22 protein-coding genes and 1 other RNA gene are annotated in these 22,445 nt (G+C 45.3%); 7 read left to right on the top strand and 16 right to left on the bottom strand.

The features are described 5' to 3' along the window. Positions 1-26: 26 nt before the first annotated feature. The 8 genes from mraY to rsmI all read right to left on the bottom strand — a co-directional run bounded on the left by mraY (position 27) and on the right by rsmI (position 8,714). Complete coding sequence (gene mraY, locus R7093_RS17470) at positions 27-1,109, bottom strand: phospho-N-acetylmuramoyl-pentapeptide-transferase (RefSeq protein WP_047101999.1); 1,083 nt, start codon at positions 1,107-1,109, stop codon at positions 27-29. Next, the gene (locus R7093_RS17465) at positions 1,109-2,473 is read right to left on the bottom strand and encodes a UDP-N-acetylmuramoyl-tripeptide--D-alanyl-D-alanine ligase (RefSeq protein WP_005387401.1); all 1,365 of its coding nucleotides are present in this window, start codon (positions 2,471-2,473) and stop codon (positions 1,109-1,111) included. Before R7093_RS17465 ends, mraY begins: the two co-directional genes overlap by 1 nt. After that, entirely contained in the window at positions 2,470-3,951 is a 1,482-nt protein-coding gene (murE, locus tag R7093_RS17460) for a UDP-N-acetylmuramoyl-L-alanyl-D-glutamate--2,6-diaminopimelate ligase (RefSeq protein WP_047101996.1), read from the bottom strand. Before murE ends, R7093_RS17465 begins: the two co-directional genes overlap by 4 nt. 62 nt (positions 3,952-4,013) lie before the next feature. Further along, positions 4,014-5,807 (bottom strand): penicillin-binding transpeptidase domain-containing protein, encoded by a 1,794-nt coding sequence (locus R7093_RS17455; protein WP_086046525.1) that lies wholly within the window; start codon positions 5,805-5,807, stop codon positions 4,014-4,016. After that, the gene (ftsL, locus tag R7093_RS17450; RefSeq protein WP_005372920.1) at positions 5,804-6,121 is read right to left on the bottom strand and encodes a cell division protein FtsL; all 318 of its coding nucleotides are present in this window, start codon (positions 6,119-6,121) and stop codon (positions 5,804-5,806) included. Before ftsL ends, R7093_RS17455 begins: the two co-directional genes overlap by 4 nt. Before the next feature lie 5 nt (positions 6,122-6,126). Further along, positions 6,127-7,077, bottom strand: a complete 951-nt coding sequence (gene rsmH, locus R7093_RS17445; protein WP_017633610.1) for a 16S rRNA (cytosine(1402)-N(4))-methyltransferase RsmH — start codon at positions 7,075-7,077, stop codon at positions 6,127-6,129. Positions 7,078-7,252: 175 nt separating this feature from the next. After that, an RNA gene (gene rnpB, locus R7093_RS17440) (RNase P RNA component class A) lies at positions 7,253-7,683 on the bottom strand. 167 nt (positions 7,684-7,850) lie between these two features. After that, positions 7,851-8,714: a 16S rRNA (cytidine(1402)-2'-O)-methyltransferase gene (gene rsmI / locus R7093_RS17435; protein ID WP_047101994.1), complete on the bottom strand. Its 864-nt coding sequence runs from the start codon at positions 8,712-8,714 to the stop codon at positions 7,851-7,853. Between the two features lie 68 nt (positions 8,715-8,782). Between rsmI and R7093_RS17430 the strand changes: the two genes are divergently transcribed. The 4 genes from R7093_RS17430 to R7093_RS17415 are packed head-to-tail and all read left to right on the top strand — an operon-like array spanning position 8,783 to position 12,233. After that, on the top strand, positions 8,783-10,594 hold the full coding sequence (locus R7093_RS17430; RefSeq protein ID WP_318146758.1) for a penicillin-binding protein activator: 1,812 nt from the start codon (positions 8,783-8,785) through the stop codon (positions 10,592-10,594). After that, a complete protein-coding gene (locus tag R7093_RS17425) occupies positions 10,581-10,949 on the top strand; it encodes a YraN family protein (protein ID WP_005372903.1) in 369 nt (122 codons plus the stop codon). The genes R7093_RS17430 and R7093_RS17425 overlap by 14 nt, the downstream gene beginning before the upstream one ends. Before the next feature lie 3 nt (positions 10,950-10,952). Next, positions 10,953-11,543, top strand: a complete 591-nt coding sequence (locus tag R7093_RS17420) for a phosphoheptose isomerase (RefSeq protein ID WP_005372901.1) — start codon at positions 10,953-10,955, stop codon at positions 11,541-11,543. Between the two features lie 21 nt (positions 11,544-11,564). Further along, on the top strand, positions 11,565-12,233 hold the full coding sequence (locus R7093_RS17415; protein WP_047101992.1) for a BON domain-containing protein: 669 nt from the start codon (positions 11,565-11,567) through the stop codon (positions 12,231-12,233). 71 nt (positions 12,234-12,304) lie between these two features. Here R7093_RS17415 and sspB read toward each other — a convergent pair whose 3' ends face one another. The 8 genes from sspB to zapE form a co-directional block, all read right to left on the bottom strand. Beyond that, the gene (gene sspB / locus R7093_RS17410) at positions 12,305-12,778 is read right to left on the bottom strand and encodes a ClpXP protease specificity-enhancing factor (RefSeq protein WP_047101990.1); all 474 of its coding nucleotides are present in this window, start codon (positions 12,776-12,778) and stop codon (positions 12,305-12,307) included. 17 nt (positions 12,779-12,795) lie between these two features. Continuing rightward, positions 12,796-13,431: a stringent starvation protein SspA gene (gene sspA, locus R7093_RS17405; RefSeq protein WP_005372897.1), complete on the bottom strand. Its 636-nt coding sequence runs from the start codon at positions 13,429-13,431 to the stop codon at positions 12,796-12,798. A 96-nt stretch (positions 13,432-13,527) separates the two neighbouring features. Further along, entirely contained in the window at positions 13,528-14,265 is a 738-nt protein-coding gene (locus R7093_RS17400; protein ID WP_005372881.1) for a cytochrome c1, read from the bottom strand. After that, positions 14,262-15,527: a cytochrome b gene (locus tag R7093_RS17395; RefSeq protein ID WP_005372880.1), complete on the bottom strand. Its 1,266-nt coding sequence runs from the start codon at positions 15,525-15,527 to the stop codon at positions 14,262-14,264. Before R7093_RS17395 ends, R7093_RS17400 begins: the two co-directional genes overlap by 4 nt. Next, positions 15,527-16,117, bottom strand: a complete 591-nt coding sequence (gene petA / locus R7093_RS17390) for a ubiquinol-cytochrome c reductase iron-sulfur subunit (protein ID WP_005372877.1) — start codon at positions 16,115-16,117, stop codon at positions 15,527-15,529. Before petA ends, R7093_RS17395 begins: the two co-directional genes overlap by 1 nt. Before the next feature lie 673 nt (positions 16,118-16,790). Then, entirely contained in the window at positions 16,791-17,183 is a 393-nt protein-coding gene (gene rpsI / locus R7093_RS17385) for a 30S ribosomal protein S9 (RefSeq protein ID WP_005372876.1), read from the bottom strand. A gap of 15 nt (positions 17,184-17,198) precedes the next feature. After that, positions 17,199-17,627 (bottom strand): 50S ribosomal protein L13, encoded by a 429-nt coding sequence (gene rplM, locus R7093_RS17380; protein ID WP_005372872.1) that lies wholly within the window; start codon positions 17,625-17,627, stop codon positions 17,199-17,201. A gap of 251 nt (positions 17,628-17,878) precedes the next feature. Beyond that, on the bottom strand, positions 17,879-18,982 hold the full coding sequence (gene zapE / locus R7093_RS17375) for a cell division protein ZapE (RefSeq protein ID WP_005387411.1): 1,104 nt from the start codon (positions 18,980-18,982) through the stop codon (positions 17,879-17,881). Between the two features lie 195 nt (positions 18,983-19,177). Here zapE and zapG point away from each other — a divergent pair, with 195 nt between their 5' ends. From zapG to degS, 3 genes are all read left to right on the top strand, one after another. After that, the gene (gene zapG, locus R7093_RS17370; protein WP_005379861.1) at positions 19,178-19,621 is read left to right on the top strand and encodes a Z-ring associated protein ZapG; all 444 of its coding nucleotides are present in this window, start codon (positions 19,178-19,180) and stop codon (positions 19,619-19,621) included. A gap of 200 nt (positions 19,622-19,821) precedes the next feature. After that, complete coding sequence (locus R7093_RS17365; RefSeq protein WP_017820244.1) at positions 19,822-21,189, top strand: Do family serine endopeptidase; 1,368 nt, start codon at positions 19,822-19,824, stop codon at positions 21,187-21,189. A gap of 190 nt (positions 21,190-21,379) precedes the next feature. After that, positions 21,380-22,444: an outer membrane-stress sensor serine endopeptidase DegS gene (degS, locus tag R7093_RS17360; RefSeq protein ID WP_017633606.1), complete on the top strand. Its 1,065-nt coding sequence runs from the start codon at positions 21,380-21,382 to the stop codon at positions 22,442-22,444. Position 22,445: the final 1 nt, after the last annotated feature.

The following is a 22,445-nucleotide window of genomic DNA, read 5'->3' as shown; positions in this document are numbered from 1 at the left end:
GTAAATCTTGTTCTTGGAAAGCGCGATTAACGCACTTTCAATGTCGCAAGACCAATCAGAACAAGAACCATAGAAATAATCCAGAAGCGCACGATTACGCGAGGTTCTGGCCAACCTTTCAATTCGTAGTGGTGGTGAATTGGTGCCATACGGAAAATACGCTGACCACGTAATTTGTAAGAACCTACCTGCAGGATGACTGATAGCGTTTCCATTACAAATACGCCACCCATGATCACTAACACCAACTCTTGACGAACTAGAACAGCAATGGTGCCCAATGCACCGCCAAGCGCTAGTGAACCTACATCGCCCATGAACACTTGTGCTGGGTAAGTGTTAAACCACAAGAAACCAAGGCCTGCACCTACGATTGCTGTACATACGACAACTAACTCAGATGCATGTGGTAAGTATGGTATATGAAGGTATTCAGAGAAGTTAACGTTACCGGTCGCCCATGCAATAACCGCGAAGCCTGCTGCAACAAGAACCGTTGGCATGATTGCCAAACCGTCTAGACCATCAGTCAGGTTAACCGCGTTACTTGTACCTACAATGACAAAGTAAGTCAGAATGATATACATCAAACCAAGTTGCGGCATGATGTCTTTAAAGAATGGCACCACTAGCTGAGTTGCTGCTGTGTCTTTACCGTAAGCATACAATGCGAAAGCGACGACAAACGCGATCAACGACTGCCAGAAGTACTTCCAACGCGCGATCAAGCCATCGGTATTTTTGCGTACCACTTTACGATAATCATCAACAAATCCGACCGCACCGTAGCCAAGTAAGACTGCCAGTACCGCCCATACGTAAGGGTTGGATAAGTCTGTCCATAGCAAAATCGTGATTGAGATGGCCGCTAAGATCATGATACCGCCCATTGTTGGGGTACCACGCTTACTAAAGTGAGATTCAGGACCTTCGTTACGCACTACCTGACCAATTTGCAGCATTTGCAAACGCTTGATCATGATTGGTCCCATCCATAATGACAGACCTAGAGCGGTTAATACGCTTAGGATTGCTCGAAAAGACAAGTATTCAAACAATCGGAAAAAAGACAGGTATGGCTGTAGCAGCTCGGCAAGCCAAATAATCATTAATAATACTCCTTCAAAGCAGCAGCGACTTCAAACATACGTGCACCATTCGCTCCTTTCACCAATATCGTATGGTTTTCAGGAACGGCTTGGTCTAGATGCTGCTTGATGTATTCAATCATCTCTTGGTGCGTCTCAAAATGAATGCCTTGGCAAAGATCACTGATCACCTTGGCGTCTGCACCATATGTGAGAACATGTTCAAATTTTTGTGGGGCAGCATGTTCCCCGACTTGACGATGAAGTGCAAGACTTTCCTCGCCCAATTCCGCCATATTACCTAAAATCAGCCAGCGTTGACCTGGGAAAGCGGCCAATAAATCAACTGCCGCTTTCATGGCTGGCACGCTCGCGTTGTAGCTGTCGTCAATCAATTTTATCTTTTCGCTCAGCGCTTCAACCTCGACGCGACCTTTCACTTTGTTCAAATGTTTAAGGCCAGCACGAACCTCTTCTAATGTGGCTCCCATTTGTAACGCAATAATAGAAGCAGCGATCGCATTCGCAACGTTGTGTTGACCTATAATACCCAGAGACAGTTCAATTTCTTGTGAGCTTGCTGCGATATGTAAGTCAAAGCTTGCTTCACCTGCGGCGTTCAATACGATGTTAGAAGCGAAGAAGTCTGCATCAGTATTACTTTGTGAAAAAGTAATGACTTTCTTATCTGCTAACACTTCATCCCACTTGGCTTCACCATTGCTGTCTAGGTTAACAATCGCAATACCACCAGCTGAAAGGCCTTGGTAGATTTCACCTTTGGCTTGTTTCACGCCATCGATAGAACCAAAGCCTTCAAGGTGAGCGGCGGCTACATTGTTCACTAACGCGATATCTGGTTTTACTAACTGAGTCGTGTAAGCAATTTCACCTATATGGTTAGCACCAAGCTCAATCACGGCATAATCATCATCCTGCTGTGAGCGCAATAATGTCAACGGAACACCAATATCATTATTGAAGTTACCCGCCGTGAATAACACTTTGCCTTTCAATTGCAGGATACTCGCAACCATTTCTTTTACGGTAGTTTTACCGCAACTTCCGGTGATGGCAACGGTAGGTGTTTTGCATGCTTGATGCACCCAAGAAGCAAACTCACCCAATGCAAGTTTGGTATCCGACACCACAATTTGCGGCACATTCACATCTAAGCGTTTTTCTACGAGTAAAGCACCGGCACCTGCATCTACCGCTTGTTGGCAAAAGTTGTGCGCGTCAAAGCGCTCCCCTACTAACGCGACAAATAGAGCCCCACGATCAATCGTTCGTGTATCAGTAGAAACCGCGTCGATAAGTAGATCGTCGCCGAATCGCTCGCCACGAGTGATGTCTGCAATTTGAGATAACGTTACTTTGATCATGAGGTCAATCCTAAAAGTTGCATTGCGGACTCGCGGTCGGAGTAATGAATCGTTTCGCCATTACGAATCTGATAATCTTCATGGCCCTTCCCTGCTAACAAGATAATGTCGTTTGGCGAAGCATTTTCAATGGCATAAGACAGTGCTTTGAAGCGGTCATGCTGAACAATCGCTTCAGCAGGTTTTGACAGCCCAGCTAACATGTCTTTCACAATCTGAACCGGATCTTCGCTGCGTGGGTTATCGTCAGTCAACACCACTCTGTCACCTAGACGCTCTGCAATTTCCGCCATCATTGGGCGCTTACCTGCATCGCGATCGCCACCGCAGCCAAAAATAGCCCACAGCTGGCCTTCACAATGAACTCGTAAAGCTTGCAGCGCTTTTTCTAAAGCATCAGGAGTATGGGCATAATCGACCACGACTTTGGCACGATCCTCAGTTTGGAACAACTCCATTCGGCCGAGTACAGGTTGCAGTTGACCTGCGGTTTCGAGTAACGCTTGTTTCTCTTTACCTAAGCTTAATAAGGTCGCAAAAGCGAGCATTAAGTTGGTTGCATTAAACTCACCAATCAAAGGCGCGTGCAATTCACCTGAGCCAAATTTACCATCGAACTTAATAGTAATCCCTGACTCCGCGTAACTGACTTCCGTCGCCCAAATTGCGCTTTCAAATTCAGTGTACGGCTTGAGCGAGACAGCGATCGCATTACTTAACTGCGACGCCCATTGATGACCGACTTCATCATCAACATTGATAATGGCACGTTCACATTGGTGTTGCGTGAACAACCCAAGCTTTGCATTGGCATACGCTTCCATCGTGCCATGATAATCTAAGTGGTCACGACTTAAGTTAGTAAACACGCCCGCCGCAAATGATAATGCTTTGACACGACCTTGCGTCAGGCCATGAGAAGATACTTCTAGCGCGGTGTATGTGGCTTGTTGATTTGCGAGAGAGGAGAGCGTTTTCTGAATTTCAACGGCATTCCCCGTTGTATTCGCAGCTTGTTGCAAGTTATTGAGGAAGCCATTTCCTGTTGTTCCCATTACCGCCGCTTTATGGTCAAGCAGTTCTAGCCATTGCGCTATTAACTGGGTAATAGTGGTTTTGCCGTTGGTGCCGGTGACACCAATCAAATCCATATCAGGGTAAGCATAAAGCTTTCCAGCAATCGCGGATAAACGTTGGTCCAACCTATCAATGTAAATGACGGGAACATCATCAATGATTTCCACCGTACCATGTGTTTTGACATCGCAGGCTTGCGCCAGGGCTGCATTTGCACCTTGCTCAATTGCAGAGGCAATGAATTTACGCCCATCCACAACATGGCCAATCACTGCTACAAACGTGGTTCCAGGTTGAACTCTTCGGCTGTCGAGCTCCAATTCAGAAACAAGAACGGACGATAAGCTAGGGCAATCCACCCAAGGGGAAAGCAGCACGTCCATACTGATGGCTTTAGTCATATTTGTTCTCCGAGCTTTGGCTCAGGTTTTCTTAATTTTGTTTGCTCAGTAAACCACAGGGCTTACTGTTGGAATTTGTTTTCGTCAGGTGCAACATTGAGTATTTGTAGCGCGCCTTTCATGATTTCAGAGAAGACAGGAGACGCTACCGAACCACCATAGTAGTCATCACCTTGAGGCTCGTTTACGATCACTACTAAAGCAATTCGCGGATCGCTAACCGGAGCAAGCCCAGCCGTGTAGGTGATGTACTCGTCGCTGTACCCACCGGCAGAAGCTTTACGTGATGTACCTGTTTTCGCTCCCACTCGATAACCAGGAACTGCCGCTCTGCGAGCCGAGCCCCCTTTTTGAGTTACGGTTTCCAACATGTCTAATACTTGACGCGCATACTTCGCACTCACCACTTGGCGTGACATGTCATGATCATTGCTTTCGATAATATGAATAGGCTCGTATTTGCCAAGGTTTCCAAGCGTCGCATAAGCATGGGCTAGCTGGATTGGTGTAATTGATAGACCATAACCAAACGCAATCGTGGCGCGCTCAATTGGCGACCAACGAGTTCGTGTAGGAAAAATACCCGTCACTTCCCCGACTAGGTTTAGGCCAGAAAGCTCACCAAAACCCACTGAACTGTACAGCCCAAGAAGCGCCTCTACCGGCATTTGCATTGCTAGCTTCGTCACACCGATATTACTCGACTTTTTAAGGATCGTGGTCAAGCTCGCTTTGCCTACGCGAGAGACATCTCTGACTCGACTACCACCTAAACGTAGGACACCATTACCGGTATCTACGATGGTATCTTTATCAGCTATCCCATTTTCTAAGGCGGCTAAAATAACGAAAGGCTTAATGGTCGAACCGGGCTCCATTGAGTCTGTGATCACTCGGTTACGCATTTGATAGCTTTGCCAATCGCTACGATTGTTAGGGTTGTAAGAAGGAGCATTAACCATGGCCAATACGGCGCCCGTTTTTACATCCAACATGACAACGGAACCTGAAGTGGCGCGGTGGTCCGCAACGGCTTGCTTAATCGCACGATACGCAATCGCCTGTAGGCGCTGATCGATGGTTAACTGAAGTGATTTACCTTCTTGCTTGTCTTGCCAAGCAATGTTTTCCACAACACGACCATAACGGTCTTTACGAATAGTTTTCTTACCCGCCGCGCCAGTGAGCCATTCATCGTAGCTACGCTCCACACCTTCTAGGCCATGCCCGTCAATGCCTGTTACACCGACTAAGTGAGCACTAACCTCACCTGCAGGATAATAACGACGAGATTCCGACTTAAGGCCAACACCTGGCAGCTTTAGCTCACGAATATAGTTCGCCATGGCCGGACTGACCTGGCGCTGCAAGTAGATAAAGCGGCGTTTTTCATTGCGCTTGATTTTGTCTATTAACCCTTGTCGGTCAATACCAAGAACATCCGCTAATGCATGCCAACTTTTGGTCTGGCTTAACGCATTTTCTTTAAATATCGTGGCAGGATCTGCCCAAACCGCCTCAACCGGTACACTGACAGCAAGCGGCTCACCATTTCGATCCGAAATAATACCGCGAGCAGAAGGAATGGATTTAACACGAACCGAACGTAGGTCACCTTGTTTAATCAGGTTATCTGGCTCAATGATTTGGATGTAGGCTACGCGTGCCACCAAAAGGGCAAATGCACAAAAAACAAAAAACAGTAATAGATGGAAGCGCCAACGAATCAAGAAAGATTCTTCGACCGCCACTTTCACTGCTTTGTTATCGGTTTTCTTATCCCCCGTAGCCGCTTTCTCTTTTGCTACAGGTTTACGCTTATTGGCTTGTTTCGTGTTGGATTTTTTTCTAATCATTTGAGCGTGACAACCACTTCTTTATCGCCATCAGGTCGTTTCATTTCAAGTTCTTTTTTGGCAAGGTCTTGAACACGACTGTGTTCCGCGAGGGCAGTTTCTTCCAACATTAAGTTACGCCATTCGCTATCTAATCGTTCTCGTTCAACCAACGTATGGTCTTTCTCGGTGATCGCTTGACGCGCATGGTGGGTAGCAAATACCACTCCCATTGCCGATGCCACGATCAATAGCAACAACAGTAATGGCCAGCGACCAACAGTGAGGAGATCCGTTGCAATCAACTTAGCAAGATTAGGAGTGGATTTCGTCATAATAATTAAAGCTTTTCTGCAATTCTTAACACAGAGCTGCGCGAACGAGGGTTCATTTCAATTTCTTGTTTGCTTGGTTTAATCGCTTTGCTCACCGCTTTCATATTCGCACTACCAAGAGCACGAATTTGCTCTTCCGTCATTGGAATACCGTGTGGCACTTCAGGCCCTTTGCTCTCTTTACGGATAAAACGTTTGACCATACGGTCTTCCAGAGAGTGGAAGCTAATCACAGATAAACGGCCTTCAGGAGCAAGAATGCTCGCCGCGCCTTTAAGTGCCGTATCAATTTCTTCTAACTCACTGTTGATGTAAATACGAAAAGCCTGGAAAGCACGAGTCGCAGGGTGTTTTTTCTCTTTAAAACTTTTCGGTGCGGCATCTGAAATCAATTTTGCCAGCTGACCAGTGCGAACCATTGGCTCATTTTCTTCATCTTCACGGTAGGCAACAATCGCTTTTGCAATACGGCGCGCATGTTTATCTTCCCCGAACTCGCGAATGACCCAAGTGATATCATCGAGGTCTGCTTCCATCAACCATTGAGATACTGGAATACCTGATGTCGGGTCCATACGCATATCTAGCGGACCATCTTTCATAAAGCTAAAGCCACGCTCTGCGTCGTCTAACTGAGGAGAAGAAACGCCTAAATCCAGAAGAACACCATCCACTTTTCCAACTAGCCCATACTCTTCAGCATACTCAGCAATACCAGAAAATGGACCATGAATAATGGTGAAGCGAGGGTCATTGATTTTGCCTGCCTCAGCGATCGCTTGAGGGTCACGGTCGATACTGTACAGTCGGCCATTTTCACCGAGTTTAGATAGAATTGTCCGGCTGTGACCGCCACGGCCAAATGTTCCATCAATATAGACGCCGTCTGGTTTGATAGCTAAGCCATCAATGGATTCATTTAATAACACGGAAATATGTTGGAAGGTTTCGGTCATAGCTTTCTCGTTGAATGATCTTGAAGCGATTCTTTAGTGTACTGATTTCCTACATCATCGCCACCACAAGTCTAAAGTTAGACGTGATTTACGCCAAGTTTATTGGTAATGACATAGTTTGCGTCAATTAAATGCAAAAAACCCATCACTACCGAAGTAGAGATGGGTCTCGAATAGGTGGAGCCGACACATAAGCCGGGTTCTGTTCCGCTTGCGCGGCGGTAGCCATTCGTCTAGGCCAGCAATCACTCACTGGCTCGAGCAACCTACCCGCCTCCTTACGCGAGCAACGCAATGTGGAGGCCTATTTGGTCTTGCTTCAGGTGGAGTTTACCCTGCTACGAACTATTGCTAGTCGTCCGGTGCGCTCTTACCGCACCCTTTCACCCTTACCTGTACCCTTACGGGCCATCGGCGGTCTTCTCTCTGCTGCACTTGTCGTAGGCTTGCGCCCCCCAGGCGTTACCTGGCACCTTGCTCTATGAAGCCCGGACTTTCCTCCCCTTTGTCAGTCTCCCGAAGGACGTCAACGTCAGTCTCCCAAAGGGACTTCGACGTCAGTCTCCCGAAGGACATCAACAAAGCAGCGACTACCCAGTCAGCTCCGAGGGCGGATTGTATAGAGTTCTCACTTCAGAGTCTAGTTAGATCACAGATATGATGAAATGAATGCACTAAGTGATGACTTTTTAGTCAGCGCGCCAAAAATAGATAATAAAAAGGCCGATTCCTAAACATCAGCCCTCATTGACCATTTATCTCGCTAGCGGCACTTAGTCTAAGTTTTCTAAGCCCCATTTATATAGCGCATTCTTCTTCAAGTTATGTATTTCTGCCACCAAAGCAGCTGCTTTTTTCAAAGGCAGCTCTTTGGTCAAAATCCCTAACGTGCGTAAAGCATCTTCAGGTAGTGAGTCGTCTGTTGTTTCACGATGGCCATGTACCAACAATACCATTTCACCACGCTGTTGGTTATCGTCACTTTTCACCCATTTAATCAGCTCACCTAACGGCATGCCTTGAATGGTTTCAAAGGTTTTTGTTAGCTCTCTTGCCAACACAACTTCTCTATCTGGGCCAAGAACGTCTAACATGTCTTGTAGAGAGTCTAAAATACGGTGCGGTGACTCGTAAAAAATACACGTACGCTCTACCGAAGCAATCTCTAGGAATTTATCCTTACGACCTTTGCTTTTCGGTGGTAAAAAACCTTCGAAGCTAAAGCGATCAGATGGCAAGCCAGAGGCACTTAACGCCGTAATGACCGCACAGGCACCTGGAAGAGGCACAACTCTAACGCCCGCTTGACGACATTTTGTCACCAAATGGTATCCTGGGTCGCTGATAAGTGGCGTACCAGCGTCAGAAACTAATGCGATAGACTGACCGGAAAGCAGCTTTTCTACCAAAACTTGTGCTTTTTGCTGCTCATTGTGGTCATGTAGAGCAAAAGTTTTGGTTTGAATATTGAAGTGAGACAGTAATTTGCCCGTATGTCGAGTATCCTCAGCGGCAATGATGTCCACAGTCGACAGAATTTCGATAGCACGTTGGGTGATATCCGCTAAATTTCCGATTGGAGTCGGTACGATATAGAGAGTTGGCCCCTCATTCGGCAACTTATTTTTATCTGTCATTTGTTTACCATCACTTCAACGATTAATATAGAGACAATTTTGTACAAAATTATAGAGAACTCACGGCAATGATTAACCATAAGAGACTCAGTGTACCACGCATACTTACTCCTGTTGCACTAGCAATTACGCTCGCCGCCTGTTCTTCAGGTCCAAGACAGCCTGATGGCGTTGATGTAACACTTGAGCCTACTCAGTCTGTTCAGAACTATATGATCCAAGCTGATAGCACGGAAGGCAGTTTACAAAATGACTGGTTGATCATGGCAACCAAAGCCGCGATTCAAACAAACCAGTTTGATCAAGCAGAAATGTTGATCAAGCGCCTGGCTCGTCAACAGTTAACCGAAGTTCAGCAAGCAGAGTGGCAACTAGCGCGTGCGACCATACAGCAAAAACAGGGTAATTACTCTCAGTTGCTGCAATTGTTGAATTTTAAACCTTGGTGGAAGTTACCAAATGAGCAATGGAAAGACTATTACTTGATGCGTGCCGACGCTTATCAAGGTCTTAACCAAGCGTTTGAGGCAAACCGCCAACTGGTTGCATTTGGCCAATATGCATCGTCCGCGGAGCAGAGAGAGATTTCTAGCCGTATTTGGATGAACTTTGGCAGCTATTCCGAGTACGAACTGACCTCATTAGAAACAGAGCCAAATGAAGATGTTTTGGATGGTTGGCTACAACTCGCTATTTATGCGAAAACGTTGTCGGGCAACTTATCTCAACTAAAAAATACCCTAGAACGCTGGTTAAACGAGAACCCATCGCACCCAGCCGCTATCTACACACCAGAAGAGATTCAAAACATTCTCTCTCTAGACATCGTTAAACCAAACAACACCGCTTTGTTACTGCCGCTTACTGGTAAATTCTCGCCACAAGCGCAATTAATTCGTGATGGTTTTGTGTTTGCGATGATGAATGATCGTAACCGTGATCCAAGCGCTACCCTCACGGTAATAGACACTAATGCGTATAACGCCGACCAAATTAAACAACGTTTGATCAATGAAAACATCGACTTTGTTGTTGGTCCCCTAGAAAAAGAAAACGTTGAGCTATTGCACACAACCATGGATGGCTCAGAAAATGGTCCTACGATTCCAGCCCTTGCGCTAAATATTCCCGAAGATGTGCAACCAGATAGCAATATTTGCTACTTGGCATTATCACCAGAACAAGAAGCCGCACAAGCAGCGAAACACTTGTTCAGCGAAGGCTATAACTTCCCTCTGATCCTGGCACCAAAGGGCAGCTTTGGTGAGCGCGTAACTGAAGCGTTCAACAAAGAATGGCGCAAGTACAGCTCTAATAAAGTCGCAGCAAGTTATTTTGGCGACAAGCGCCAACTTCAAAAAGACATCAATGAAGTATTTGGTCTGCAAGAAAGCAAACAACGTATTGCTCAGATGCAATCACTAATGCGTATCAAGCTTGAAACACAGCCACGTAGCCGTCGTGATGTCGATGCGGTTTATATTGTTGCTAGAAGCACGGAACTGACTTTGATCAAGCCATTTATTGAGGTAGCGATTAACCCAGACGCCAAAGCTCCTCAAATTTTCTCTAGCTCGCGTAGCAACAGTGGCGGCGCGACTTACGAAGATCTAACAGGCATCATCTACAGCGATATCCCATTACTGATTGACCCAGACCCTAGCGTGACCGCTGAAATGAACGAGCTGTGGTCAGAGCAATCTAACATGGAAAAACGTTTGAAAGCACTGGGTATGGATGCGTATAAATTGATTGGGGAACTGCCACAAATGAAGGTCGTTCCGGGCTACTCAGTTGGCGGCCAAACCGGTATTTTAAGTATCGACAATAATTGTGTTGTACAGCGTGAGCTAAGCTGGGCTGAGCGTGGGGCTCTTTAGTAAGCGCCAAATCGGAAATCAATATGAAGCTCTGGCGAAGCAGTATTTACAACGCCAGGGCTTAAACTTTATTGAACAAAATTTTCTGACTAAGGTCGGTGAGATTGATTTAATCTTCCAACAAGGTGAAACTATTGTGTTTGTTGAAGTCAAATACCGTAAGAACAATCACTTTGGCTCGGCAGCAGAAATGGTGACGCACGCTAAAATGCGCAAGCTAGTCAAAACCGCACAAGTTTGGCTTAGCCAACAAAAGCGCTTAAAACACAATATCGATTATCGATTTGATGTCATCGCCATTCATGATAATGGGCGAGATATCAACTGGATAGAAAACGCAATCTCTGAAGGATAAGCGATGCTAGACAGCATTAAAGACAGCTTTACAGAAAGTATTCAAATTCAAATCGCAGCAGCAGAGGCGCTGCCTGATGCCATTACTCATGCAGCTCAAGCGATGGTGTCGAGCCTGCTTAATGGCAATAAAATTTTATGTTGTGGTAATGGCGGCAGTGCTTCAAACGCTCAACAATTTGTTTCTTGTCTTTTAAACCGTTTTGAAACTGAGCGCCCTAGCCTACCAGCAATGGCCTTAACCGCCGATAATACCACCCTAACCGCAGTGGCCAACGATTACCACTACCAGGAAATCTTCTCAAAACAGGTACGAGCGTTTGGTCAACCAGGCGACATTTTGCTTGCCATGTCGACTAGCGGTAACAGTAAAAATATTATCAAAGCGATGGAAGCAGCCGTAACTCGAGACATGACGATTATCGCGCTAACAGGAAAAGATGGCGGAGAGATGGCAGGACTGCTCGGTGAGAACGACGTCGAAATTCGTATTCCATCACACCGCACTGCACGTATTCACGAAGTACATATGGTAACACTCCATTGCCTTTGTGATCTTATTGACCAAGTGCTTTTCCCTGCTCACGAAGAGTAACCAAGACTGAGAGTCAGAATTATGATACGTAGCCTTGTTATCTTATTAACAGCATTGAGTTTAAGTGGTTGCGCAGGTTTGTTTATCGCAGGTGCAGCAACCACAGCGAATATTGTCACGGACACACGCACGACAAAACAAATCTGGCAGGACAATAACATCGAATTCGAAGTTGCGGCGATCGGCAATAAAGCACCGTTTAAAGGTGAAGTTCGTGTCGTTGCCAGTTCATATAATGGGACTGTAGTCCTTATGGGACAAGCTCCGACACAAGACCTTATCCTTACTTTAGAGCGAAGGGCTCGAGAAGTTAGTGGTGTAAAAGTCATACACAATCAAATCAAACAAAAAGAGCCACTCACTGTTACCCAGATTAGCAATGACAGCTGGATCACAACCAAAGTAAAGTCAGCTTTGCTTACTGATTCTGAGCTTAATGGTGTTAAGGTTAAAGTGATCACCGAAGATGGCGACGTTTTTCTGTTTGGTTATGTCACGCCAGAGCAAGGCGATCGAGCGACAGAAATCGCGCGTAATATCTCAGGCGTAAAACAAGTCATTAAAGGGTTCCAATACGGCGAAATGGAGCCTGTTGAAGTAGACTTACCGAGTGACGGTGTACAAACAATAGAAAGTGAGGCAAGTACAGAAAGTGAAAAGAACGTCGAAGTCTTTACGATTAGTGAGTAATTTCCAAAGTCTGGCTTGAAATCATCTTCAACAAGTTAAAAAGAAAAAAGCAGCGTAACGCTGCTTTTTTATTATTTAATCACTCTTAAGCTTGGTTTGCCTTTTGGTCGAGGAGCATCGTCCTCTTCGGCATCTGAATCAGAAACTAACTCAGAAGGCTCATCGCTAACCGTTGTGAACGATGCCTCGGTCATCGCTTCTTCTTCGATGTGAGTGTACGCTTCTTCTGGTTCAAACATAGTACCAGCACCATTCTCACGTGCATAAATAGCTTGAACAGCATACACAGGCACGATCACTGAGTGCGGACGACCGCTAAAGCGAGCATGGAAGGTAATCGCATCATTACCTAACTCAAGATTACCCACTGCACGTGGCGCAATATTCAAAATAATTTGACCATCTTGAATAAATTCAACCGGGACACGCACCCCTAGCATTGTTGCATCCACAACCAAGTGAGGAGTCAAGTCATTGTCTACTAACCAGTCGTAAAATGCGCGAAGCATATACGGGCGGCGAGCAGTCATTTTTGCAATATCCATAACGTGTTTTAAATCGCTTAGCGAACTAGGCGCATTTCACGTTCAGCTTCAGTCAAAGAAGCAAGGAACGAATCACGTTCAAATACGCGGTTCATGTATACCTTGATTTCTTTTGAACCAGGGCCAACAAGATCGATACCAAGTTGAGGCAAACGCCACAATAGTGGAGCTAGGTAACAATCGATCAAGCTGAATTCTTCGCTCATGAAGTACTCATATTCAGCAAAAATTGGCGCTAACGTCAGAAGATCATTACGCAGCTTTGTGCGTGCTTTTTCTGATTCTTCCGCATTACCTTTCATCACTTTTTCAGCGAGTGAATACCAGTTGCGTTCGATACGGTACATCATCAAGCGGCTGTTGCCACGAGCAACAGGGTAAACCGGCATTAGAGGTGGATGAGGGAAACGCTCGTCCAAGTACTCCATGATGATTTTTGAATCGTAAAGAGCTAGCTCACGGTCAACAAGAGTTGGCACTGATTTATATGGGTTTAGCTCAACAAGCTCAGCAGGAAGGTTTGCTTCGTCAACAAGCTCAACTTCAACACTTACGCCTTTTTCAGCTAGTACAATGCGAACCTGATGGCTATACAAATCTGATGCACTTGAGAAAAGAGTCATCACAGAACGTTTATTGGCAGCTACAGCCATGGAGCCCTCCAGTACACTTACAAATAAAAACAATGGAGGCTAAGCCTCCATTGTACATCAATTAAAATTGGGAATTAGCACGGTATTTTAGCACAATTAATGCACATCGCGCCAATACTCTTTCTTGAGCATCACAACAACGATGGTTAGAAGCACTAAGAAGCCCATTACCCACCAGCCTAAAGCATGACGCTCAAGCTGCACTGGGTCACCTGAATAAACTAAGAAGTTAACGAGATCGCCAACCGCTTTGTCATATTCGCCTTCACTCAGCTCACCCGTGCCATCGGTTTCAGTACCAACAACAACTTGTACTTCTTCGCCATCTACGATTTTCGTATCGTAAATCGGCGTCGGGATGCCCTGTAGCTCTTCAAGTACATGCGGCATACCAACACTCGGGAAGACGATGTTGTTCACGCCGAATGGACGAGATGGATCAACATAGAAAGAGCGTAAGTAAGTGTATAACCAATCAGCACCACGAACTCGTGCAACCAACGTAAGATCTGGTGGTGGAGCACCAAACCAGTTTGCCGCTTGCTTCGGTGGCATAGCATTGACCATTAGATCACCGATTTTCGCTTCAGGATTGAAAATCAGGTTTTCTTTCATTAAGTCTGTTGGAATTTCCAAGTCTGTTGCTACACGCTCGTAACGCTGGTATTGCGTAGAGTGACAAGCAAAACAGTAGTTCATGAACAACTTCGCGCCGTTTTGTAGCGAAGCTTTATCCGTAAGGTCAACATTCGCTTTATCCAGCGGAACATTGGCCCCAGCTGCCATCGCTAGTGATGGCAACATAGCAAATAGAATTACAATCCACTTCTTCATTTGAATGTCACCCTCTCTGGTAATGGTTTGGTTGCTTCATTTTTGCTGTAGAAGAACAGCAACACAAAGAACATGAAGTAACACAAGCTAAAGATCTGAGATAGTAGTGTGTACGTTGGTGTCGCAGGTAACGCACCTAAAATACCCAGAGCGATAAAGGCGATAGTGAACTGTACAATATTCAATAGATGAAGTTTGCTACGGTAACGGTATGAACGAACTTTACAACGATCCAACCAAGGTAGAACAAACAGCACTGCAATTGACGCGCCCATTAGGATAACACCTAATAGTTTGTCTGGAACCGCACGTAAGATTGCGTAGAACGGCGTGAAGTACCATACCGGAGCAATATGCTCTGGTGTCTTCAGTGGGTTTGCAGCTTCAAAGTTAGGCGGCTCAAGGAAGTACCCACCCATTTCTGGGTTAAAGAACAGCACGTAACAGAAGAAGAACAAGAAACCAGCGACACCGACCAAGTCCTTAACCGTGCCGTACGGATGGAAAGGAATCGAATCAATGATGTCATATTTCTTCGTATAGTAATCGTGGAACTTGAATTGCGTTTTGTAATCGTCGCCCATTGAGCCTTTTGGCAGCTTAGTTTCGATACCATCCGGGTTGTTTGAGCCTACTTCGTGCAGCGCCAATACGTGCAGAACAACAAGAAGAAGCAAAACAATAGGCAGGGCAATAACGTGTAGTGCGAAGAAACGGTTTAGCGTTGCACCAGAGATGATGTAGTCACCACGAATCCAAAGCGTTAGGTCATCACCGATAACAGGAATAGCACCAAACAGGGAAATGATTACCTGTGCACCCCAGTATGACATCTGACCCCATGGAAGTAGGTAACCCATGAACGCTTCAGCCATGAGAACAAGAAAGATCAACATACCGAAGATCCACAATAGTTCACGAGGTTTTTGGTATGAACCGTAGATCAAACCACGGAACATGTGAAGATACACAACAACGAAAAACGCTGACGCGCCAGTGGAATGCATGTAACGCAGAAGCCAACCGTACTCTACATCACGCATAATGTATTCGATAGACGCAAATGCACCGTCACCTGAAGGAACATAGTTCATCGTTAGCCAAATACCCGTTAGGATTTGGTTAACAAGAACCAGCATCGCCAGAGAACCGAAAAGGTACCAAAAGTTGAAGTTCTTAGGCATTGGGTATTCAGACAAATGCTTTTTATAAGCATTCATTGCAGGAATACGCTTTTCAACCCAATCTAACATTGCTTGCATTATGCATCTCCCTCATCAACACCCACAATGAGCTTGGTATCGCTCAAATACATGTGCTTAGGAACGACAAGGTTCAACGGAGCAGGTACTCCTTGGAACACTCGACCAGCCATGTCGAACTTAGAACCATGACAAGGACAGAAGAAGCCAGATCTTACGCCCTGCACCTGCTCTGAGAAAGAGTCAGGTAGATAGGTTGGTGAACAACCTAAGTGGGTACAGAAACCAACTGCGACGAAAAACTCTTCCTTAATCGAACGAAACTCATTCTGAGCGTACTCAGGCTGCTGCTCCATTTCAGATTGTGGATCGCGAAGCTTATCACCGATCGATTTTAAGTTATCCAGAACGCTTTGAGTGCGGCGAACAATCCATACAGGTTTTCCCTGCCACTCAACACGAACCAGCTGACCTGGTTCAATTTTACTTATATCCACTTCCACCGGTGCGCCCGCCGCTTTGGCTTTAGCACTCGGATTCCATGATTTGATAAAAGGCACGGCGACGGCGACTGCCCCTAACCCACCAACAACTGCCGTTGTAGCGGTTAGAAAACGCCTGCGACCGTTATTTAAAGGCGCGTTGCTCATCCAAACATTCTCCCATTTGCTCCCTTTGGATCGTTATTATTCCGCTTATAAGAGCATGGCTAACAAATAATGAATTTAGTTCTATTTATTGGAGGGAAATGATAAAGAAAACCCTACTTTTTGACAAGATAAAGCTACCTTTTTGTAACATTTGTGAGGCAAATCGCTCGCGTCGTCACAAAAGCGGCAGAATTATAAAAAATTGATGTGATTTGTAACAAGAAAGCACCACATAGAAGCCCCGCTGAAAGCAGATAAAACCTTTTATCTTGGTAGTTTTCAGTTAATTACACAGAGAAATATTTCGTATTACGCGTTCAGCTTACTGTGTTTATATTTTCAATTTTGTAGCACGCAGAATGCTCAAAAAGGAGCGTAAGTCATTTTAAAACATGTTACAGGAAGAATAAGATACAAAGACATTCTTGCTGATGAATACATCTATGCTGCATCGCAAGAGAAAGCGTGGTGAGTCGCGATTAAATAAGGCACAGATATAAAACGGCACTGGCAACCTTTCGACGAAGAGGACGAATAAGAAGGCCTGCTCGGAGTGTGATGATAAGTGAAGGCTGTTCGTTGCTTTAAATACAAAAAAGCCCGGCATAGAGCCGAGCTTTTGGTACACAGTTTCCAGAGTAACTCTGAAAGCATAATTCCCGATAAGAGGAAATTAACGCTTAGAGAACTGTGGACGACGACGTGCTTTACGTAGACCAACTTTCTTACGTTCAACGCAACGAGCGTCACGAGTAACGTAGCCAGCTGCGCGTAGAGCAGGACGTAGAGACTCATCGTATTCCATAAGCGCGCGAGTGATACCGTGACGGATAGCACCAGCTTGACCAGAAATACCGCCGCCTTTAACTGTTACGTAAAGGTCTAGCTTTTCAGTTAGTTCAACTAGCTCTAGAGGTTGTTGTACAACCATACGTGCTGTTGGACGACCGAAGTATTCGTCAAGGTTACGCTTGTTTACTACAATGTTACCGCTGCCTGGTTTAATGAAAACACGTGCAGCTGAGCTTTTGCGACGGCCAGTGCCGTAGTATTGATTCTCTGCCATTTTCGAAATCCCCAATTAGATGTCTAGTACTTGTGGTTGTTGAGCAACATGGTTGTGCTCAGCGCCCGCGTAAACTTTTAGCTTACGGTACATAGCACGGCCTAGAGGACCACGTGGAAGCATGCCTTTAACTGCAAGCTCAAGAGCCATCTCAGGTTTACGATCGATCAACTTTTCAAAAGTGATAGATTTTAGACCACCTGGGAATTCAGAGTGACGGTAGTACACTTTGTTCTTAGCTTTGTTACCAGTTACAGCAACTTTCTCAGCGTTGATAACGATGATGTAATCACCAGTGTCAACGTGAGGAGTGTATTCAGCTTTATGTTTGCCACGTAGGCGAGATGCAATTTCACTTGCTAGACGGCCAAGAGTTTTACCTTCAGCGTCTACAACGTACCAGTCGCGTTTTACAGTTTCTGGTTTAGCAACGAAAGTTTTCATGCTAACAATAACCCGTTAATTAAATTTTAAACTTTAAAGGAACACCCAATAGTGCTCCCACACTGTCTAAGAGCCCAGTCATCACCCCTTCGAGTCGTTGGTACTCTCGACCTTCAATTTCGAAATAACTTCGATAATCAGGTCTGCAGTAACGGTGGGTCGCAGGATTATAGAGAAGAGCGAAGAAAAAATCACCTTTTTTTGCGCCAAATCACTAATTTTTTCTTCACTTTTTTAAGAACCCATTGGATCTAGGCCAAATGTTCACGCGCGAGATACTCATGACTTTGCATCTCAGTAAGCCGAGACAAACAGCGCTTAAATTCGAACTCTAACTGCCCGTCAGTATATAAGTCGGCCATTGGCACTTCAGCAGAAATAATCAACTTAACATTGCGCTCGTAAAACTCATCGACCAGCGCGATAAAGCGTCTCGCCGCATCATCGATTTTTCGGTTCATTTGTTGAACATCTGCCAGTAATACCGTGTGGTAAATACGAGACAATTCAATGTAGTCATTTTGACTGCGAGCAGTTTGACACAACTGAGCAAACGACGCATGCAGCACCCCGTCGCTTGCTTCAATCACCGCTAGTTGACGGTGGTTAACTTCGATTTGATGAGCAACAAACTGACGCTCTCCAGTCAGCTGCTGATAATATTTGTTAAGGTTTATGCTAGCCTGCTCATCAAGCGGGTAATGGTATATTTCAGCCTGTTCTAACGTTCTTAAGCGATAATCAACGCCACTATCGACATTCAACACTTCACAACGTGCCAAAATCATATCGATCGCGGGCAAAAAGCGCGCTCTTTGCAAACCGTTACGATATAAGTTCTGCGGCTCGATGTTTGAAGTCGCGACTAGGATCATCTGCCGCTTGAACATTTCTTGAAGTAGCGTTGCAAGGATCATCGCATCAGTAATGTCGGAAACAAAAAATTCATCAAAGCAAACCACATCGGCTTCTTCTTTAAATTTATCCGCCACTTTTGATAGAGGATTTTCGACATCACCTAACAGCTTCAACTCATCATGTACTCGATACATAAATCGATGGAAGTGGACGCGCATTTTTCTTTGGGTCGGTAAAGCATCAAAAAATGCATCCATAAGGTAGGTTTTACCGCGACCTACCCCACCCCAAAAGTAAAGACCTTTTGGTGGTTCAGGCTTGTCGATTTTTTTCCCCATTAGCTTTTGCCATTTGGAAAGCTGAGGAACAGGCGCTGACTGAAATTCAACGATAGCATGGTAAAGCTTGTCTAATGCAACGACCGCTTGATACTGAGCTTCATCACGCTGAAACCCGTGTTCTGCTATGTCTTTTTGATATTGTTGTAGTGGTGTCATCGTATTAAGTCGTATAGAGGTATAGAGAAAAGGGTTACCTCGGGGTCAACTTTGAGAATAGAGAGAAGTAGTTATCAGTCCCCGAAGACATACTGCTATTTTTCTTTATCGGCTGTTCAAGCCATAGTAACATGGACGAGCACCGCGTGTAACTAAGTAGTAAAAGACTTGTTAAAACAACTATAAGGAGCAGTTATGCCTTGGATTTATGCCATTGTGGGTTTGCTGGTCGGTACAATCGTAGGCGTAGTCATTAGTAGACTAACCACCCCTGAATACAAGAAACAAAAGTCTGTGCAGAAAGAACTTGAAGCGGCCAAGTTTGAATTAGAGCAACAACGTCAAGAGCTCGTCGATCACTTTGCACAAACCGCAGAAATGTTGGACACCCTAGGTAAAGATTACACCAAGCTATACCAACATATGGCCAAGACCTCTTCTGAGCTTTTGCCAAACTTACCAGAACAAGACAACCCGTTTGATAAGAAAACGGCAATGTCATCTGAAACCATTGCAGAAGATCAACCAGAGTTTAACGAACAACCAAAAGACTACGCTAATGGCGCCACCGGTCTTTTGAAGGATCAAGAGAAAGAAATCATTAATGCTCCCGAAGCGGTAACCGCAAAAGCATCATAATCCTCTCTTACTTCTATCTAGGGCCGATACATTTGTATCGGCCCTTTTTTGAACTTTTTCCCCTCACCTTCGCTCTAACTTGGGTGTGCACTGCCTCCCCTTTTGATTGTCCGAACTAGACCCTATATTAGTTATTAACAAAGTGAACTAACCGTTCGGATATTTCTTTTTGGCAGACATGTTTCAAGAGGAGTTATTGGATGAAAAAACCACTGCTTGCGCTCACCGTTCTATCTCTGAGTTTGGGTTCGATTATTGCCCCAGTTCAAGCCACTGCCGCATTACCTTTGAATGTGGATGGCCAACAGTTACCTAGCTTGGCACCAATGCTTGAGAAGGTGACCCCAGCTGTTGTGAGTATTGCTGTAGAAGGTAAACAAGTACAAACCAGCCGCATTCCCGAGCAATTTCAATTTTTCTTTGGCCCAGACTTTCCTATGGAACAAAGGCGAGAGCGCCCGTTCAGAGGTTTAGGGTCTGGTGTCATTATTGATGCGAAGAAAGGCCATATTGTCACTAACTACCACGTGATCAAGGGGGCAGATGAGATTCGAGTTCGCCTCTTTGACGGGCGCGAGTATGACGCTACTCTCGTTGGCGGTGATGAAATGGCCGATGTTGCGTTACTTAAATTAGAGAAAGCGAAAAACTTAACGCAGATTAAAGTCGCGGATTCCGACAAACTGCGTGTCGGTGACTTTACGGTTGCGATTGGTAACCCATTTGGACTCGGTCAAACTGTGACTTCGGGTATTGTTTCAGCCCTTGGTCGTAGTGGCTTAAACGTTGAAAACTTCGAAAACTTCATCCAAACCGATGCCGCAATTAACAGCGGTAACTCTGGTGGTGCATTGGTCAACCTTAATGGTGAGCTGATCGGTATTAATACTGCGATTTTAGGCCCTAATGGCGGTAATGTGGGTATTGGCTTTGCGATTCCATCAAACATGATGAAAAACCTCACTGATCAAATTCTAGAGTTTGGTGAAGTCAAACGCGGCATGTTGGGTGTGCAAGGTGGCGAAGTAACCTCTGAGCTAGCTGATGCATTGGGTTACGAGTCAAGTAAAGGGGCCTTTATTGGTCAAGTCGTACCGGACAGCGCAGCCGATAAAGCAGGGTTAAAAGCCGGTGACGTAATTGTATCGGTGAACGGCAAAGCGATTAATACTTTCTCAGAGCTCCGCGCAAAAGTGGCAACACTGGGCGCAGGTAAAGAAATCACATTAGGTGTGGTTCGAGATGGTAAGAATAAAACCTTTAATGTAACGCTTGGCGAATCTACGAATATGAAAGCTAAAGCGGAGACATTACATGAGGGACTCAAAGGTGCGGAGTTAAGCAATACAACACCAAGTGATGTAATCCAAGGTGTTAAAGTATCGAGCGTTGCAGATAACTCTCCGGCTGCTCAATATCAATTACAACAAGGTGACATTATTATCGGAGTGAACCGTCAACGAGTGAAAAACCTTGCCGAGCTTCGTACAATCGTAGAGAAACACAAAGGTGTACTGGCTCTTAATATTCAACGTGGTGAACGTACTATTTATCTTGTCATTCGTTAACCACTTTCAAAGTGATAGAAAATAAGGTTTTCGATGCATAATGCTGAGTGATAAGGCTCGATCACTTTTCCTTATCGCTCAATAACTAATGAAAAGGGCAGCGCGATGACGTGCTGCCCTTTTGTTATTTTTCAATGTAATGCTATTCTTCATCTTCGATGCCATTTTGGCGCTCACGCATGGAGAGGATATGCTCAGCTTTTTATTACGTTCTGTCTTTTTAGGCTTGGCTACTGCCGCAGTGGTATTACTGGCGGTTCCATCTTTGCGCAACAACGTAATTCCTGCCGCGCTTGATCCTCAACCTGTTAATATCGCATCAGTCGAGTTGACGTTTAATCAAGCGGTCCGAAGAGCAGCGCCTGCAGTGGTAAACATCTACAGTCGTAAGTATGTTGAGAATGATCGCAGTAAACTCTCGACTCAAGGCCTGGGGTCAGGTGTCATTGTTAGTGAGAAAGGCTACATCATTACTAACTATCATGTGGTTGCTCAAGCTGATCAAATTGTTGTGGCATTACAAGACGGCAGAGCCGCAGCGGCTCAGCTCGTAGGGACAGACAAACGTACTGATATAGCCGTGCTGCGTGTCGAAGGTTCGAATTTGCCCGTAATCCCTCTGAACTCTAATTACAAACCACAAGTGGGCGACGTAGTACTAGCCATCGGTAACCCATACAACCTTGGACAAACCACAACGTTCGGCATTATTTCTGCCACAGGTCGTTCATCTATTAGCGACGGTCGTCAAGCATTCATTCAAACCGATGCCGCCATCAATGAAGGTAACTCTGGTGGAGCCCTAGTGAACACACAAGGCGAGCTCGTCGGCATTAACACCGCCTCTTTTCAGCAAGCGACAGACTTAGAAACTTACGGTATTTCTTTTGCGATCCCTGCGCCGCTAGCGAGTAAGATCATGCAGAAAATCATCGCTGATGGCCGCGTGATTCGTGGTTATATTGGAATCGACGGCCAAGACATTAATGCGGTCACTGCTCGCCTACTTGGAAATGAACACATAGGTGGTATTGTCGTACTTGGTATTGATCCAAATGGTCCAGCCAATGCGGCAGGCTTCCAAAAGCAGGACATCATTATCAGCATTGATGGCAATAAAGTGCAAGGGCGTCAGAGCGTTATGGATATCGTCACCGATTTACGTCCTGGCACCACCGTGGACGTCGGTATCATTCGCAAAGGAAAAGAGATGACCTTGAAAGTCACCATTGCCGAAGACAAGCAAGAAGCATAAA

The sequence above is a fragment of the Vibrio sp. 1580 genome (assembly GCF_033340055.1).
The sequence above is the reverse complement of the archived record's forward strand: the minus strand, read 5'-3'. Positions and strand labels throughout refer to the sequence as shown.